General features: G+C 68.8%; 13 protein-coding genes and 3 pseudogenes. 8 read left to right on the top strand and 8 right to left on the bottom strand.

Annotated elements, in window-relative coordinates:
• Positions 1–67: 67 nt before the first annotated feature.
• Positions 68–235: pseudogene (locus tag EEJ42_RS18460) on the bottom strand (MarR family transcriptional regulator); the annotation flags it as partial.
• Positions 236–424: 189 nt separating this feature from the next.
• On the opposite strand from EEJ42_RS18460, the gene EEJ42_RS18455 reads away from it, so the two are divergent.
• Positions 425–1597 carry a serine/threonine-protein kinase gene (locus EEJ42_RS18455; protein WP_246096891.1) on the top strand — a complete coding sequence of 391 codons (1173 nt, stop codon included), beginning with the start codon at positions 425–427 and terminating at the stop codon, positions 1595–1597.
• Positions 1598–1603: 6 nt separating this feature from the next.
• Here the strand turns inward: EEJ42_RS18455 and EEJ42_RS18450 are convergent, their stop codons facing one another.
• Entirely contained in the window at positions 1604–4999 is a 3396-nt protein-coding gene (locus tag EEJ42_RS18450) for a CHAT domain-containing protein (protein WP_246096887.1), read from the bottom strand.
• A 76-nt stretch (positions 5000–5075) separates the two neighbouring features.
• Positions 5076–5540 carry a hypothetical protein gene (locus tag EEJ42_RS18445; protein WP_123101039.1) on the bottom strand — a complete coding sequence of 155 codons (465 nt, stop codon included), beginning with the start codon at positions 5538–5540 and terminating at the stop codon, positions 5076–5078.
• Between the two features lie 62 nt (positions 5541–5602).
• On the opposite strand from EEJ42_RS18445, the gene EEJ42_RS18440 reads away from it, so the two are divergent.
• Positions 5603–6265: a hypothetical protein gene (locus tag EEJ42_RS18440; protein WP_221179385.1), complete on the top strand. Its 663-nt coding sequence runs from the start codon at positions 5603–5605 to the stop codon at positions 6263–6265.
• Positions 6266–6310: 45 nt separating this feature from the next.
• Here the strand turns inward: EEJ42_RS18440 and EEJ42_RS18435 are convergent, their stop codons facing one another.
• Together EEJ42_RS18435 and EEJ42_RS18430 are read right to left on the bottom strand one after the other, a co-directional pair.
• Positions 6311–6604 carry a hypothetical protein gene (locus EEJ42_RS18435; RefSeq protein ID WP_123101013.1) on the bottom strand — a complete coding sequence of 98 codons (294 nt, stop codon included), beginning with the start codon at positions 6602–6604 and terminating at the stop codon, positions 6311–6313.
• A 104-nt stretch (positions 6605–6708) separates the two neighbouring features.
• Positions 6709–6984, bottom strand: a complete 276-nt coding sequence (locus tag EEJ42_RS18430; protein WP_148081988.1) for an FAD-dependent oxidoreductase — start codon at positions 6982–6984, stop codon at positions 6709–6711.
• Positions 6985–7204: 220 nt separating this feature from the next.
• Here EEJ42_RS18430 and EEJ42_RS18425 point away from each other — a divergent pair, with 220 nt between their 5' ends.
• From EEJ42_RS18425 to EEJ42_RS18410, 4 genes and pseudogenes are all read left to right on the top strand, one after another.
• Positions 7205–7831, top strand: a complete 627-nt coding sequence (locus tag EEJ42_RS18425) for a helix-turn-helix domain-containing protein (protein ID WP_123101011.1) — start codon at positions 7205–7207, stop codon at positions 7829–7831.
• Positions 7824–9242, top strand: coding sequence for a pyridoxal phosphate-dependent decarboxylase family protein (locus EEJ42_RS18420; RefSeq protein WP_123101010.1), 1419 nt, complete (start codon positions 7824–7826; stop codon positions 9240–9242). Before EEJ42_RS18425 ends, EEJ42_RS18420 begins: the two co-directional genes overlap by 8 nt.
• Complete coding sequence (locus tag EEJ42_RS18415) at positions 9239–9844, top strand: HAD-IA family hydrolase (RefSeq protein ID WP_123101009.1); 606 nt, start codon at positions 9239–9241, stop codon at positions 9842–9844. The genes EEJ42_RS18420 and EEJ42_RS18415 overlap by 4 nt, the downstream gene beginning before the upstream one ends.
• A gap of 258 nt (positions 9845–10102) precedes the next feature.
• Positions 10103–10560 (top strand): annotated as a pseudogene (locus EEJ42_RS18410) (recombinase family protein).
• Here the strand turns inward: EEJ42_RS18410 and EEJ42_RS18405 are convergent.
• Complete coding sequence (locus EEJ42_RS18405) at positions 10479–10862, bottom strand: MerR family transcriptional regulator (RefSeq protein WP_123101008.1); 384 nt, start codon at positions 10860–10862, stop codon at positions 10479–10481. The pseudogene EEJ42_RS18410 and the gene EEJ42_RS18405 overlap by 82 nt on opposite strands.
• Before the next feature lie 62 nt (positions 10863–10924).
• On the opposite strand from EEJ42_RS18405, the gene EEJ42_RS18400 reads away from it, so the two are divergent.
• Positions 10925–11734 carry an alpha/beta fold hydrolase gene (locus EEJ42_RS18400; protein ID WP_123101038.1) on the top strand — a complete coding sequence of 270 codons (810 nt, stop codon included), beginning with the start codon at positions 10925–10927 and terminating at the stop codon, positions 11732–11734.
• Positions 11731–12945 (top strand): MFS transporter, encoded by a 1215-nt coding sequence (locus EEJ42_RS18395; protein ID WP_123101007.1) that lies wholly within the window; start codon positions 11731–11733, stop codon positions 12943–12945. The genes EEJ42_RS18400 and EEJ42_RS18395 overlap by 4 nt, the downstream gene beginning before the upstream one ends.
• 35 nt (positions 12946–12980) lie before the next feature.
• Here EEJ42_RS18395 and EEJ42_RS18390 read toward each other — a convergent pair.
• Together EEJ42_RS18390 and EEJ42_RS18385 are read right to left on the bottom strand one after the other, a co-directional pair.
• Positions 12981–13178 (bottom strand): annotated as a pseudogene (locus tag EEJ42_RS18390) (IS5/IS1182 family transposase); the annotation flags it as partial.
• A gap of 194 nt (positions 13179–13372) precedes the next feature.
• On the bottom strand, positions 13373–16345 hold the full coding sequence (locus tag EEJ42_RS18385) for a GH59 galactosidase (RefSeq protein ID WP_123101006.1): 2973 nt from the start codon (positions 16343–16345) through the stop codon (positions 13373–13375).
• Between the last annotated feature and the right edge of the window lie 161 nt (positions 16346–16506).

Genomic DNA, 16506 nt, shown 5'->3' with positions numbered 1-16506 from the left:
CGCCGCATGCGGGACGGTGTGCTCCCCAGGCCGCGTGCCCCTCGTCATGTGTGGTGTGGCGTAGGCGGGCAACCACCATGACACGCCGGTCATGTGCAGCCGGCTCGCGGATGACCAGGCCGGCGTCCTGCATGCGGCGTAGCGCCTTGGAGATGGTGGACTGGTCCACGCCGAGGCATTCGAGCAGCTCGGACTGGGACCGGCCGTCCCGGTCAAGAAGGTGCATCAGCAGCAGGCATCTCTCGGTGCGTGTTGGTGTGGTGAAGGGCTGGGCCCCGGTGTCCAAGTTCTTGTCGGCCAGGCCGGTTTTGGCCAGACTCGTCCTGGAACTTCTTCTAGCCAGGGGGGCGGGATGAGGCGTTCGGCAGGCAGTGATCCGGCAGGGGGCGGGTCGGGGCATGTGGGGGCGTGGTCCGGTGGGGAGTTGGCGCGGAAGGATGCCGTCGGCGCCGGGCCCGCGCCCTCGCTCGCGGAGGTCGTCGGGACCACCAGAGGGCTGTCGGAGGACGCGGTGCTGTGGATCGCGGCGGGGCTAGCCGGGGCGCTGGCCGTGCTGCACCGGGCCGGGCGGGCGCACGGGGACGTGCGGGCCGGGAACGTGCTGCTGACGCGAGGCGGGCCGCGACTGACCGGTGACGCGCCGGGGCGGGGCGGCGGGGCGTCCGTGCCCGCGGCCGACATGGTCGCGCTGGGGATGCTGTTGGTCGCCGCGTACACCGGCGTCAGCAACCGACGGCCCAACCTCGACAATCTGCCGGTGCGGCTGCGGCAGGTCGTCGCCGTATGCCTGGCCGAGGATCCGGAGGAGCGGGCGACGCCCGCCCAACTGCTGGCCGTAATAAGGGGGTTGGAGCCCGAGGCTCCCGTCTGGACGGTGGAGGTCGACGACCTGATCACTCCCGCCGACGGCCCCGTCGACGCCGCCCCGCCCTCGGACACCCCGGTCGAGGCGCCGCCGCGCCCGGAGCCACACGGTCTGTCCGGGGCTCGGCTCGCCCTCGTGGTCGTGGCCGCGGTCCTCGTCGGCGTGGTCGTCACGGCGCTACTGCTCCTGGTGCCGGGCCGCGACGGCGGCACCCGCACTGCCGACGCCCCGGTGACGAGCAGACCGACCCGGCTCCAGCCGACCGAGGACGACACACCGCAACAGCGGACGACCCCGCAGCAGGAGCCGAGCGAGGAGCAGACCCCCTCCACCGATCCTGCCACCCAGCCCGCCACGCACACCAGCCAGGCACCGCCCGCCCCGACCCCCCAGCGGACCCGGCAGACCGGGGCGATCAACGACTGCTCGGGCAAGCCCCTGACCGAGCCCGTCTCGCTCCTGCTGTTCTGCGGGGACGGCAAGGCCATGCTGCACGACCTGATCTGGACCGACTGGGGCAGCGCCACGGCCACCGCGCAGGGCGTCGTCTCGGAGGTGGTCTGCCAGCCGAGCTGTGCTGACGGCCGGGAGGTCACCTCGGCCGCCACGGTCGTCGTCACCGGCCTTACCGGCGGCCGCTACACCCTCATGGAGATCAGGGCCCCGCAGTCGCCCACCGGCCCCGACGCCCAATACACGCTCGACCGGCTCGGCCCGACCTACCGGGGCTGACCCCGCTCACACCCCCCACGCCGTGAACGCCGCCCAGTGCACGGGGGAGGCGAAAGGACGTTCGTCGGCGTCGCGCTCGGGCCGGGCGTACCGTCCGGCCAGGGCCGCGAGGTGGGGGTGGGCGTCGGTGTACCGCGCGAGGCCGGACCAGGTCAGCCGCCGCAGCCAGGTCCGCGCCGCGCGCAGCGCGGACACCGGAGGCTCACCGTGCGCACCGCCGACGGGGGCGAGCAGCTCGTACAGGCGGGTCATCAGCAGCGCCGTCGCCAGGTCGTTCACCTGCCACAGGCTGGTGATCACACAGGCGGCCCCGGCCTGGAGGAAGCCGCCCGGCAGCCCGGTGAACTCGTCGGGCGCGTCGATGACCTCGTACCGCCCGGAGTGACAGGCTCCCGCCACCACCACTCGGCAGTGCGGGAGTTGGCGTCGTATGAGCGCGTCCAGATCCAGGATGCCGTCCGCGAGCGCCAACGTGCCGCCCTGTCCCATGAGTTCCGCGCTCCCGTGGCAGCTCAGATGCAGATAGGACGCCTCCGTGAGATGCCCGAGCAGCCACTCGACCGTGGCATCGTCCCCCACGGCGGACACGGTCTCCCCGCCCGCCTCGAACAGCCCCCGGATCTCGGCCAGTTCACTGCGCGCGCCCGGCAGCGAGCCGTCGGGATCCGAGACGGCGACCAGCCGCGGCACGAGCGACGGCGGCCGACCGGCGGCGACCCGGGAGGCGGCGTACACCCCGGCCGACGGAGCGAGCGTCAACGTCCCCAGATCATCGAGCAATTCACCACCCTCCCCCACCGGAACGGCCTGCAAAGGCACCTGCCCCAGCAGCCCGGTCGGTACGACGACCACATCGTGCCGCGGATCCTCCGCCAGCAGCCCGGCGAGGGGCCACAGCAACGGGGCGAGCGCCCGCAACCGCTCCAGCGCGCCCGGCAGTTCGCGCCGCCGCTTGAGCGCACCGGCCTGCTGAACCAGGAACAGCCCTGCCTCCGGGGCCTCTAGGTCCAGCGTCAGGAGCCGGACGATCGAGGAGCTGGTCACCTCGGGGACGAACACGGCGCGCACCCCGGCCCGCGCGTCCCGCGGCACCACGAGGACACAGCTGCCCCAGACCGAGTTCACCAGATAGGCGAGCGGCATCCCGCCCGCCGCCCGGACGACATCCGCTACCTCGGTCGTCCGCAGAAACCCCTCGAAGCCGGGGATCGCCCGGATCTCCTCGACCACGGTGCGCACACCGCGCTCGGCTGCAGCCTGCGCGCCCACGGAGGCGACGAACCCTCCAGCCGCAGGGACGAATCCACCGGTCGAGGGGACGAATCCACCGGCCGGGGCGGCGGACCCCCCGTCCGGGGTGACGCCCCCCTCCGAGGCGGCAAACCCTCTGGTCGGCTCGGCGCCCGCCCCCTCGACCCCGGCGACCACCACCCGGTACCGCTCCCGTGCCTCCCGGTACCGGCGGGCCAGCAGCGGATCGACCCCCTCCAGCGCCGCCAGATCCACCGTGTCCCGCCCGGCCACCGCCGACAACTCACGGGCGAGCCCCCGCTCGATCGCCTCCACCGCACGCTCCGGGCGCCCCGCGCGGGCCAGCAGGAACGCGGCCTGGCGGGCGGTTCCGCGCGTCAGCAGGAGCACGCCCCGGCGGCCGGCGGCGGTGATCTGGGCGTCGTAGAGTGCGTGGACGGCAGTCAGCATGCCCGACGCCACATCGGCCGCGCCGCCCCAGCCCTCGGCCGCGGCGAGCGCGTCGACCGCCTCCCTGGCGATGGACAGATGCAGGAACGGAAAGACACGCGGCGGTACGGCGGCCAGCGCCGCGCGCCGCAGCCGTAGGCCCTCGGCGCTCCCCGGACCGTCGAGCAGATCGGCGGTCCGGGCCAGGAGCCAGGTGGCGCGGCTGATGTCGAGGAGCCCCGGGTGCGCGGCGTCGAAGGCGACGACGGCGGTCGCCGCGGCATGGGCGCCGCGCGGGTCGGCGGCATCGCGCTCGGGGGCGAGCAGCAGGTCGGCCAAGTTGCACTGGAGCTGCGACCACAGCACGGGGTCGTCCTCCGGGCGCAGCTGGCCGAGGGCGTCCCGGTAGCACCGCTCAGCCCGCTCGAGGTCGCCCGGCTCGCCGCGCCGGAACAGGAGCAGCCCGAGGTTGATCAGGGAGTAGGCCCAGTCGACGCGGTTGCGTTCGGGGGAGCGTTCGCCCAGGCCAGCCTGGATATGTTCGATACCAAGGGTCAGATCGGTGGGACCGCCACCCGGACGCTGACCGAGCACCAGCCCGCAGTTGGTCTGCACCCGGGCCCAGAACTCGCCGTGGGCGTGGCGGTCCACCGTGGCGGCGGCGCGGGCGAGCAGATCGCGGGCGGACTCCCAGCGCTCGATGTGGTCGCCGTCGTCACGGAAGTACTGGGCGGAGGCGAGATTGGTGGCCACCTCGGCCCACTGGACGGTGCCCTCCGGCAGTCGGGTGAGGGCGAGTTGAAGCACGTGCACCGCTTCGGCGGGGTCGGCAGGATGGGCCGTATACAAAGAAGACACCAACAACCCACCCAGCCGCGCTGCGAGTTCGCCCTCCACTACCATGTCACCCGTCTGCCTTGCGAGTTCGAGCGCTTCACGCGCGAGCGGGATGATCTCCGGGCTATCCGCGCCCCGAACCTGCTCGTACATCTCGTACAGCCGGGCCCGCAGCCTCTGCCCGAAGGCGGCCAGCGCCGCCGCGTAGCGCTCGATCGCCGTACTCACGGGCGTACGACCCCCGCACAGATCCTCCAGTAGCCGCTGCCGCAGCCGCAGCGGTGCCTCCAGCGGGGTGCCGGCGACCTCGCGCAACTCCCGCGCCCCGGCGTCGCGCACCATGGTGTCTTCGGTGAGCCGGGGGTGCGCCCGGATCAGTTCGGCGAGCCGGTCCGGCATGGTCACGGTGACGGCGTACAGCAGCTTCCGGACACCGGATCCCGCCGACTCCGCCGCCACACTGTCCAGGAAGATCCGGTAGTTGTCCACCGTCGGAGCCCCATACGACGTCAACTCCGCGCATGCCGCCTCGGGATCCGCCAGATCCCGTTCTGTGTCCCGGCTCAGCACGAACGGCAGCAACCTGCGCGGTAGCACGACCACGTTCCCGCCGAACCGCCCACTGGCGAAGGCCCCAGCGAGCCGCGCCTCCTCCACCAGCGCGGTCGCGCTCGCGGTGGCATCGTGCTGGAGCTCCGCGACGGAGGTGGCGAACAACGACGGTACGAGCGCCCCAGCCCGCAGCACCAGCACCGGCGCCTCGACATGCGCCCGGGTCCCGCAGCCGGGGCAACCCGCCCAGTGCAGCCCGGGCCCGAACCCGTCCGGCCCATCGCGACTTTCGAGGACATCGGCACGCTCACGGCTGTCGACGATGCGCCACACCGGCGCCTGACACTGCCGGCCGCACTGATCACAACACCACTCGTACGGCGCCCTAGTGGAGACCGTCACCGCCGGCCTACTTGCCGTCGGTGAGATGGGAGAGCAAAGCCGTCAGCACCCTCGCGAGAGCCGCGTCCTTCAGGGCCCGCTTGTGCACGGTCACACTCCACCGCCCCCGAGCGTCCCGCTTGATCACGACCTCGGTCTGCAACAACGTGACGGCCAGCACCCCCACGGACACGGACACCGGGTCGAACCGCTCCATCGGCGACCGCACATACTCCACGGCCTCACCGACGACGCTGTCCCCGCTCAGGGCGACATACTCCAACGCAGCCCGCGCGACGTCGCCTTCTCCTTCACCGCCGCCCGGATCGACCCCCGCAGTCTTGAGAGCGTCCCCCAACTCCTCGTCGGATAACGCGATTTTCATGGCCGAGGACAGCAACCCCCTGTCCTCCACCAGCACCGTCAACGCCCGCACGGCCTCCGCGTCGGAGAGCTCACGAATCTCGCGTACCTGCTCATCTCGCTGCGACATGAGCCAAGTCTGCCCCTCCACGGGGCGTGCGGGGGTAGGTTACGGGTGACTCGTCGCCACGGGTGCTGCGTCTGTTCGCCGCCGACGAGGGGCCCCGCTTGTCCGCAGGCCGACCCCGCCGCAGGCCGCGGGCTGAATGGGAGCGGCGCGAGGCCGCCAAGAACCAACCCTGCGATTCCGATGTGGCCGAGTTGCTAGCGGGAGCCGGCATCCTCGACGTGGACGTCGACGATGCCGTCGCGGACGAGCACGTCCGATCGTCCGCGTACCAACGCGTCGTCTCGGTAACCGCTTCCTCGCGGAGCCGCGACCGAGACCGCGCGATTGCGGCCACGATCCTGCGGGACCCCATCGAGATGGTGTCCAAGACGGCGGTGGTCGCCCTCGTGGACAGGATCGCGATGAAAGTGACCGGTCCTGCCGAGTTCCGGCAGTGGTCGGTCGAACTACTGCCAGAGATCGACCAGCTCAAGACGGAGGGTTACCGCGAGTTCATTCGCCGCCGCATCAACGACTGGCTGTTCTACCTGTCCATCGAGGACGGTCACGTGCCGACACCGGCCGAGTTGGCGAAGGTCACGGATTATGCAACGCGTCCTCGCCGAGGAGTCGACGCCGCTGGCGGTACTCGCCCTGCTCGCCGAGTCGGGCAGCACCAAGAAGACACGAAACATCGCGAAGAACCGAGCCGGAAACCGCAAGCTGAGAACGAAATGAGTCGGTAGTGGCAATGGGCAGGCGCGCCGACTGCCTCACCCACCAGAACGGCGTCATGTCCGACGGTCATGCGGGAGAACACGTCCAGGACGAAGGCGACCTAAGCCCGGCCCGGACCAGGTTCTGACGTAGGTCATGTCGGCGACCCAGAACTGATCGGGGCCCTCAGCGGTGAAGTCGCGGTCGACCAGGTCCGGCGGCCGCGGTGCGGACGGCTCCGGGATGGTCGTGCGGCGCTGTTGACTGCGGATGACGCCCTCGATGCAGAGCTCGGCCATCAGGCGCTCGGCGGTGCAGCGGGCCACGTCGACACCTTTGCGATGCAGGGCGCGGGTGACCATGGCCACCGAGCACCACCTCTGAGATGAGCCGCGTCCGGGTCACACGAGATGCCCGTGCAGCCGGTGACCCGGCTGCACGGGCATCTCGCGTTCCACGTGGACGGGCAGGCTCAGCCGTTGGCGGGGGTCGCCTCCAAGGCACCGCGGATCCGGCGGGCCACGCAACCCCCGCTCTCGACCGCACTGTCGATGAAGCCGACCCACACGTTGGCGCAGTCCTGCTGGAGGTACAGGACTCTGGTGATCTCCTGCTGAGCCGGGTGGTACCGGGTCAGCTGGCCCGGCTGCTGGATCAGCCAGATCTCCTGGGAGCAAGGATCCGCCATCCAGTCGTGCCCGCTGACGTCGAGGACCTTCAGGTCATCGCGCATTCCTTCAGTGCTCACCTGACTGAGTCGGTGTGTTCCGTTCGTGTGCACCCTCGGGAAGGTGGGGTTCAGCGCTCTCAGTTGCCGACTTTGGACGTTCCCGAGGCCTCGAGGAAGTTCTGCCTGGTGCGGGAAGGAAACGCCCGACGTGTGTGACGGTCAACCGTCCCACCCGGGCGGTGTCACCGCGGCGCCCGATCCACTCAATAGTGGATAGCCTCCGCTATAGTGGCGAACTATGAGCGACGGCAGCACTTTCTCCAGCGGTCTGTCCATTGCCGAGCTGGGGGCCAGGATCCGAGGCGAGCGACGGGCTCGAAGCATCAGCCTGGAGCGGCTCGCCAAGCTGAGCGGCGTGAGCCAGAGCATGGTGTCCGAGGTGGAACGCGGCACGAAGACGCCAAGCGTGCTGGTTCTCGACCGCCTGGCGACCGCACTGGGCACCTCGATCGCTCGACTCCTGGACGAACCGTTGCGCCTGGACGTTGTGGTTCTGGCCGGTGACCGGCAGCAGGTGGTACGGGACCCCGCCGGGTGGGAACGGCGGATCCTTTCCCCGGTCTTGCCGGACATCGAATTCGAGTTCATGCGCACCACCTTGGAACCGGGTGTGGACGCAGGAGAGTTCTCCCCGCACGCGCCGGGATCGCACGAGTACGTGGCAGTGGAACAAGGGTGTCTGCGCCTGACCATCGACGGTGTGACCCACCGGCTTGAGGCCGGGGACGCTGCCTATTTCCCCGGCAACCGCCGGCACGCCTTCGCCAACGATTTTGCCGACTCGTGCGTGTACTACCTGGCTATGGCACTGGCCCCGGCAGTCGACTCCCAGCTCCACCGCGTGTCGGGAGGGCACGATGCATGACCTGCGGAGAGCAGCCCGTTCGGTGGCGGACCTCGCAGCCGATCACCTGACGGGCGTGGCCGGGGGGCCGGTGTGGCGGCCGGTGTCCGAGGCGGACCGCACGTGGCTTACCCGCCAGCCACTGCCCGCCGACGGCCGCCCGCTGGCGGGCCTACTGGACGAGGTGCGCGACCGGATCCTGCCGTATCCCATGGGCAACGGGCATCCCCGGTTCTTCGGCTGGGTCAACTCCCCGCCGTCCCCCGCCGGCGTCCTGGTGGCCCCCCTGGCCGCGGCCATGAACCCCAGCTGCGCGGGCGGAGACCACACTGGCGTTCTGCTGGAGCGCACCGCCGTGCGGTGGCTGGCGGAGCTGGTGGGATTCCCCCACCCCCCGGGGGCCGGGCTGCTGACCAGCGGAGCCTCCCTGGCCACCATCGCGGCACTAGCCACGGCCCGCCACCAGGCGTTCCGCGACCAGGGCCACGACGTGCGCGAGACGGGCCTGTACGGGCATCGCCCGATGGCGCTCTACGTGTCCGCCGAGGCGCACAGCTGCCTGCGCAAAGCGGCAGAACTCCTTGGCCTGGGCACCCGGTACCTCCGCACCGTCCCGGTCGACTCGGCTTTCCGCATGGACACCGGCGAGCTGCGCCGTCTGATCGCGGCTGACCAGCGAGCTGGCGTGCGGCCGTTCTTCGTTGCCGCCAGCGCGGGAACGGTCAACACCGGAGCCGTCGACCCCCTGGATGGCATCGCCGCGATCGCCCGCGAGCACGGACTGTGGTTCCACATCGACGGCGCCTACGGCGCGCTCGGCATCCTCGCCGACGACGCCGCCCCTGGCTATACCGGACTGGAACAGGCGGACTCTCTGGCTCTGGACCCGCACAAGTGGCTCGGCGTCCCCATCGATGCCGGCTGCATCCTCTTCCGTGAACCGGCCGGCCCGCGCGACGCCTTCAGCCTGGTTCCCCCCTACCTGCGCGACGAGGACGCCGGGGAGCTGGGCTGGTTCTCCGAGTACGGCCCCGAACAGACCCGCCCGTTCCGCGCGCTGCGCGTGTGGGCCACGATCGCCCACCTCGGCCGGGACGGCATCGTTCACCTGGTACAGCACACCACTAGGCTCGCGCGCACGCTCGCCGAGTTGATCGAAGCTTCCGACGACTTCGAGCTGCTCGCCCCGGCAGTCACTTCCATCACCGCGTTCCGCCACCGCCCACCGGACCTCGACACAGACCGCGCGGAAGCACTGAACGAGGCGATCCCGGCCGCCGTGCAGCGCCGTGGGCACGCCTTCCTCACCGGCACGCGGATCTCGGGTGCCGCAGCCCTGCGCGCCTGTGTCCTCCACCCAGGCACCACGAAGGACGACCTGACCGTCCTGCTCGACGAAATCCGAGCCGCGGCGCGGGAGGTCACCACATGAGTCCTCAACACCTGGTCGTCGACCTCGGCGGCGTGCTGTTCCACTTCGACCACGCCCATCGCCTGCAACGCCTGGCCGATGTCTTTGCGCTCCCCGCAGATCGAATCGACGTGTTGCTGTGGCGGTCCGGGTTCAGCGCCGACTGCGATTCGGGCAAGTACCCGCACGCGGCGGAGATCCGGGACCGTATTCGGACTGCCACCGGCTTCACCGGCAGCGACGATGACCTCGACGCTGCCTGGTGCAGCGCCTTCCGGCCCGACTACGCCGTTCTGGAAACACTGGAACGCCACCGCGGCTCCCGGCCCTTGGCGCTGTTCACCAACAACGGCCCGCTGGAGCAGGAGGCACTGCTTCGGCTGTACTCCACGATGTTCGACTGCTTCGACCACCTGTTGTTCAGCCACCGCCTCGGCCACCTAAAGCCCGCCCTGGCCGCCTTCGGCGCCGCCGCGAGACAATTGGGCGCCTACCCGGACGACATCCTCTTCATCGATGACAGCGCAGCCAACACCGACGCAGCACGCGCCGCAGGCTGGACCGCCCTCCACTTCCAGAGTAGAGAGACCCTCGAACAAACCCTGCGCCCCCGAATCCAATAATGCCACGGGCACAAGGCATGCACGCATGTTGATCTATCAACCGATTGATGAGCAAGATCGGTAAGCGAGGGATCGCGACCGGATCGACGGCGGATCATGCGCATAATTGGTGTCAGAAACTCGATGTGCTCAAGAACTTGAGCAGCACCCTCTTCTGTACGGTCTGGCGGGTGCGGCCGCCCCCAGGACGACGACACCGCTGATCTCCTCGCCCCCGTTCCGGCCGTATGGACCGGCGGCCTCGTGGGATACGCACGCATGTCCGCCAAAGGACAGTTGCTCGACCGGCAGATCTACGCACTCACGGAAGCAGGGTGCATCCGGATCTTCGCCGACAAGAAGTCCGGCAAGAACGCGAACGCGAGGAGCTGTGGAAGGCTCTCGATTTCCTCCGCGAGGGCGACACACTCGTCGTCCCGTCGCTAGACCGGCTCGGCCGCTCCATCCAGGACCTCATCGCGATCGTGTCCGGCCTGCGCAAGCGCGGCATCGGATTCACCTCGCTGCACGAGGCGCTCGACACGACCACGCCCGGCGGGCGCCTGGTCTTCCACGTCTTCGGGGCCCTGGCGGAGTTCATCCGGGCCGGCAGACCGGCTATTCCGAGCAGATCAAGCGGCTGCCGGGGAGGGTGCTACACCCCCTGTAGGTGTTCGCTCGCGAGGGCTGACGGAGCTGCGTTGAGCACCGTGTCCAGCATGGCCCGCGATGCCTGAAGAGCCTCGATCTCCTGTGTCATCCGCTGCCGTTCGCCTTGGAGCCGGCGGACCAGGTCCGGACACGTAGGGACCAGGCGGTCGCTGTCGTCGGCGACACAGGGCAGGACTTGAGCGATCACGGTGGTGGACAGACCGGCCGTCAGGAGGCTGCGGATACGGCGCACTGCCTCCACGTCTGCATCGCTGTACTCCCGGTATCCGCTGGGAAGTCGGGTCGGGGCGAGCAGCCCCTGCTGTTCGTAGTAGCGCAGGAGTCGTTCGTGCACTCCAGTCCGCTGGACCATCTCCTTCATACGCATGGGGTGCTGCCTCTCCCGGCGACTTGACTCTGACACCGGTGTCGGAGTTTAGCGTCGTCTCCATGAGCGCTGAACAGGCCGTTCTTGAACGGAATCTTGATGTGTACGTGCAGGGCAGCGGCCCTGCCCTGCTGCTGGCGCACGGTGCCGGCGGCGGTATCGAAGGCAACTTCGGGCTGGTGCTCGACGACCTTGCGCGGGACCACACGCTGATCGGTCCGCATTACCCAGGAGCGGGCGGCACACCGGTCGCAACGGAACCGCTCGATCCCGACGAGCTCGCAGACGCCCTTGTCGCCTCCGCTGTGGCGCGCGGGCACGAGACGTTCGTCATCCTCGGGGAGTCCCTGGGAACTGCCATCGCGGTGCGCGCCGCGACCCGCCATCCCGAACGGGTGACAGGACTGGTGCTCACGGCAGGGTTTCCCGTGGCCGATCCGGTCCTCGCACACGCCTCCCAACTGATCGCCCTTCTCGGCAAGGCGGGTGAGTGGGAGGAGGTGGCCCGGCTGGCTTTCCTGGCGTGCCTGTCCGAGAGCCAGTTGAACGGGCTGTCGCCGACCGAGGTGGAGGAGGCGGTGGCGCAGGTGAAGGCGTCGATGCCTCCCGGCATGCTCGACCACTTCGACCTTGTCTCCCGCGTGGACGTCCGCGGCGACCTCACCGGCGTGACGGCCCCCGCCCTCGTGTTCGCGCCGACGGGAGACCGTCTGGTGCTTCCGGAGAGTTCCCGCCGCCTCGCTGCGGGAATCCAGGGGGCCACGCTGATCGAACTGCCCGGAGCAGGACACATTCTCGACGCGGACAACCGGGCGCTCTGGCTCGGCCACGTACGCCGTTTCGTGGCGTCTCTTGGCCCTATTTCCGCATGACCACCAAGAACCGGCACGGCCAGCCCGTCGCGCCGCGTGTTCCCACGGGAGAGCACCGCGGCGGCCTGGCGGTCCTTGCCCTGGCCACCTTCATCGTGGTCACCACGGAGATGCTCCCTGTCGGGTTGCTGTCCGCGATCAGCACGAGTCTGGAGGTGTCCGAGTCCCAGACGGGGACGCTGCTCACGGCCTATGCCTTCACGGTGGCAATGACTGCGACAGCGTTGACCTCTTGGACCGCGAGCTGGCCGAGGAAGCGCCTCCTTCTCGCGGTCGTGGGGATCTTCGCCGTGGGCGCGGTCCTCTCCGGTGCGGCGACGAACTTCGCGCTGCTGGCTGTTGCCCGGCTCGTCTGCGGTGCCGCGCACGGCGTGTTCTGGTCCATCGTGGCCGGTTACGCCGCAGCCCTCGCCCCTACGGAGCGACCGGGCAGAGCAACGGCCGTCGTCTTCGCCGGGAACTCGGGAGCACTGGTCCTCGGCGTGCCCCTGACCGCTGCGCTGGGCGGCACTGTGGGCTGGCGAGCAGCCTTCTGGCTGGTGGCCTTCGCCGCGCTGCTGGTGCTGACAGTGGCCATGAGGGTGCTTCCGGCGGTTCCAGGAAATCCACAACAAGCCGGCCGAGGCCCTCATGCACTGTGCCTGCCCGGCCTCCTTCCGTTGGTGCTGACCACGATGGTGCTCGTGCTTGGGCACTTCACGCTGTACAGCTATGTCACCCCACTGCTCCACAGCACGGGGATACCGGACGGCGCCGGAGTGAGCGCGCTCCTGGCGACGTACGGCGTAACAGGGCTCGGCGGCACGTGGCTTGCGGGTCTCTGGGTGGACCGCGCGCCGTCTGCCGCCATATTCGGGACCACTGGAGCGATGGCGCTGGCGATCGGCCTGTTGGCATTCGGAGCTTCGCTGACGCCCGTCACCGTGGCGGCTGTCGTCGTCTGGGGGATGGCCTTCGCAGCCGCACCGGTGTGCTTGCAGACGACAGTTCTGCGCATCGCCGGCACAGCTCACGACACAGCCTCGTCCTGGTACGTCGCCGCCTTCAATCTGGGAATCGGTGGAGGTGCCCTGACTGGTGGCGCTGTGCTTGCCATCGCCGGAGTTCGAACGCTCGGCTGGGCGGCGCTCGCAGCGGTTTCCATAGCAGCGGCGATAGCGTGGCGCTCAAGCAGACACTGGTGCATGCAGGACCGGAACGTCGCGCCCTGACGTCGATGAGACATAAGTTGCGCGGATAGGGGTGCTCATGGGCGGCGGTTCGGGCGTTCGTCCCAGCGGTGGGTGGTCCATGCCCGCCGGATCAGGGCGCGGACGGTGATGATGGTGTCGCCAGGTCGAAGAGGGCGTCGATGACGGTGGTGCGCCGCTCGTAGCAGCGGGCGAGGCGGCGGAAGGCGTTTCTGCCAGGCGTGGGTGCATTCGACATGCCACCTCTGGCTTGCAGCCTGATCGGACTATTGACACCCTTCAGGCATCCTTCACGAATACAAACATGCCGCGTGACCTGCACAGACGAGTGTTCGGCAAGCGCAGCGTCCCTCTCGCCGATCGCCCATGCAAGGGGCCGTATGGAGGAATCCGATACGGCCCCTTGATCATTGACGGTGAACGCCCTGGGCCTGCGGGTCCAGGGCGCCTACTGGGCGGCGGTGCCGTCCTTGCGCACCAGCCGGTCGTGAGCCTCTTCGAGCCTGTCCGTGATCTGCTCGACGCCGATGGCGTCAAGGCCCTTCTGTCCCGCCACGGCAGCCTTCGCCGCCGACGACGCGGAGTCGAACAGGGCCCAGGAGCCGGCCGTGTAGTCCGCTCGCGCCGGACGTCCGATCTTCTCCAGGGCGCCCCGGATCGGTGTCGTGTCCACCGTACTGTCCACGTCCCCGGAGATGGCGTTGAACGCGTCGAGAACGATCTTTCCGGACTTGAGGACGAACCTCGCCGTGTGCGCGCCGTCGGGCAGACCGCGGAGCGCGTACGTCGCGAGACGCTTGTCGGTCACGGCCGTCTTCGCGTCCCGTGCGATCAGCTTTCCGTCGACGTAGACGTCGAGGACGGCGGTGCCGTTGTTGCCGCCGATGACATCGATGCCCGTGCCGGTGAACGGGACGGTGAACGACGCGCCGGCGGTCGTGCTGGTCGACGTCGACCGGTACCAGTCCATCGCGTCGCCGAGGGCGGCGTTCCTGTTCCACGTCCCGTCGTATGTGACCGAGCTGTCCATGTTGTCGAGCTGCGCGCGGGCGTAGGGCGCGTACCCGTCGATCTTCTCGACCTTCAGGTTGTCGAACGCCGTCTTGTGGAAGCCGGTTCCGAGCTTGACGCGGCCTTCGGTCTGCGGAGTCGGGTCCTGGTATGTGGAGACGGCTTTGCCGTCGATGTAGGTCGTGATCGTCGCGCCCTTCGCCTCGATGGCGAGGCGGTAGCTGTCGGATGCGGCGACCGTTCCCGACGCGACGGCCGTGCCGTATTCGTAGAACGTCCAGGCGCCGGCCGGTCCGATGCGCACGTTGTAGGCGGCGTCGCTGATCGCCATGCCCTTCTGCTGACGGACGCCCAGGGCGGCGAGTCCGCCGTCCGGGTCCGGGAACGAGACGTCGACCGTGGCCCGGTAGTTCTCCCAGCGGAAGTCGCCGACCGTCGTGTTCGGGGTGTTGCGGTTCCAGGCGCCGGTGTCCTTCATGGACTGGTCCATGTACTGGTACAGGACATTGTTGCCGCTGGCGTCCTCACCGACCTCCCAGGCGCCGGTCTGGTCGACCATGTAGCGAGGCTGATTGCCGCGCGACCTCAGGTAGGGCTGGGACGCCTTGTGCGCGCCGTTGCCGGTGCCGACCTGGACCTTGCCCTCCTCCTCGTACCCGAAGTCGTCGGCGTACAGGACGTTGTCGCGGGTGTTGTGCTTCTTGCCGGTCGCGTCGGTGTCCAGCACCGTACGGTCCCGGGACTCGGGCAGGCGTTGCTTCGTCGCCTTGTCGTGGCTCTTGTCGAGCGTCGTCAAGGTCACGATCGACCGCGGCTTGACCGTGTAGGTGTAATACCCGTCACCGCCGGGCCGGATCTCGCCTGCGAGGCGCTTGAAGTTCGCGTCGTAGGGCCGGCCCGCGTCCGGTCCGCGGGTTTCCCAGATCTCCATGGTCGGGTCGGAACCGAGTCGCATGTTCTCGGCTTTGATCCGGTAGGACTTGGGCTGGTAGCTGTCGTTGACGACGATCGTCGAGAAATCCTTCTTACGGGGATCCGCGAGCGTCATATAACTGGGGGCCCCGTTGGAGCCGTCGAGGTCGACGGTGCCGCTCACCCCGCTGTAACTGGCCTCCGGCACGGTGCGCCAGATGCCCGCCGTGTTCGTGTCGTTCTCCCAGCCAGTCCTCGCGAACTGGGTGAAGTGCTGCATCACATAGAGGGCCGCGTCGTAGTGGAGATAGCCCGACCACGGGTCACGCGCGCTGACGAGTTCCTTGTGGCTGTACTGCGCGCCTTCGTAGAAGGAGCCGATCGCCGGCTGGAAGATGTAGTGCGTCCGCTTCGAGTTGGCGTAGCTCTTGACAGAGCGGTTCGCGAGATCGAGGGCGCTTTGGACGCCGCCGATGCCGGTGCTCGCTCCGTTCGCGCCCTCGGTGTTGTTGACGCGGTAGTCGGTGTAGCCGAAGGAGGCGGTTCCCTCGCTGTACCAGACTTCCTTGTCCTCGTCGTACTTGTTCTCACCGGTCGCCAGCCTGGTGTACGGCAGATTGGTGTCGCTGCCGACCGGCCCGTCGTGCCGGTCCTCGGTGGTGTAGTGGTAGCCGACCGCGTCGACGATGCCGAAGAGTTCCGCATCGCTGAGCATGGACGGCCCGATATTGAGCGTGTTGTTCTCGTCGGCGGCGATGATCTTGATGTTGTGATAGGCCTTCTCGGCCTTCTCCCGCTTCGCCGCCGGGATGCCGTAGCGGGGATCAGCGAAGTCCGTGTCGGTCAGAATCGCGTTCTTGTACCACTTGATGAAGGCCTCGTCCGGATCCCGCGTCTCGTTCGTGTCCGGGTCGACATAGTCGACCATGTACCCGTATTTCTCGTAGGCGTCAAGGATCGTCTCCTTGTACCACTTGTACATCTCGTCGGCGCCGGTGCCCTTGTTCCATTCGTTCTGAACCCATTGGGGCATGACCCAGCGGAGAATCGAGACCTTGAGCTTCGGGTTGACCTTCTTGGCGTCCGCTGCCAGTTGGAAGCCCGGGGAACGCGACGCGTCGGCGAGTTCGTCCGCTGTGCGCATGGTCGCCGGATCGGAACCGGTCGACGTGTTCGTGTCCGAACCCATCTCGATCTTGACATGGTTGATCAGGGGGGCCCTTCCACCGAACAGCACTCGGATGAGCTGCCAGTACCGGCCGGGATGCTCCGCCTTGTAGTCGATCAACAGGTTGCTCGTGCTGTTGCAGCTGAGCACGCCGAGGCCCTTGTAGGTCAAACCGTTCACGTTGTCGGCGCGAACGTCACCCCCGTCGACCACGACCTCCACGGGATCGTCCGCGGTGTGGGCGGCGGGGGCGATGATCACTCCGACCGCGAGTGCCATGGTGGTTGCCGCGGCAAGCGACCTCCAGCTGAGTCTTCGCTGTGTGCCCATCCTGCCTCGACTCCTTCTTCTCGTAGCGCGCACCGACGCCAGACGTTCGAAATACCGAAAGATGTCCGCAATTCCGGAAGGACCGTAGGTGGTAAGCGATTTCTACGTCAATCCCCGTGCACTCACGGGCAATTGAGGTCGCCTCACCGGCTGGAAAGCGC

Origin of the sequence: Streptomyces botrytidirepellens (genome assembly GCF_003721215.1) — a bacterium.
GTDB classification, from domain to species: domain Bacteria; phylum Actinomycetota; class Actinomycetes; order Streptomycetales; family Streptomycetaceae; genus Streptomyces; species Streptomyces himastatinicus.
The sequence above is the reverse complement of the archived record's forward strand: the minus strand, read 5'-3'. Positions and strand labels throughout refer to the sequence as shown.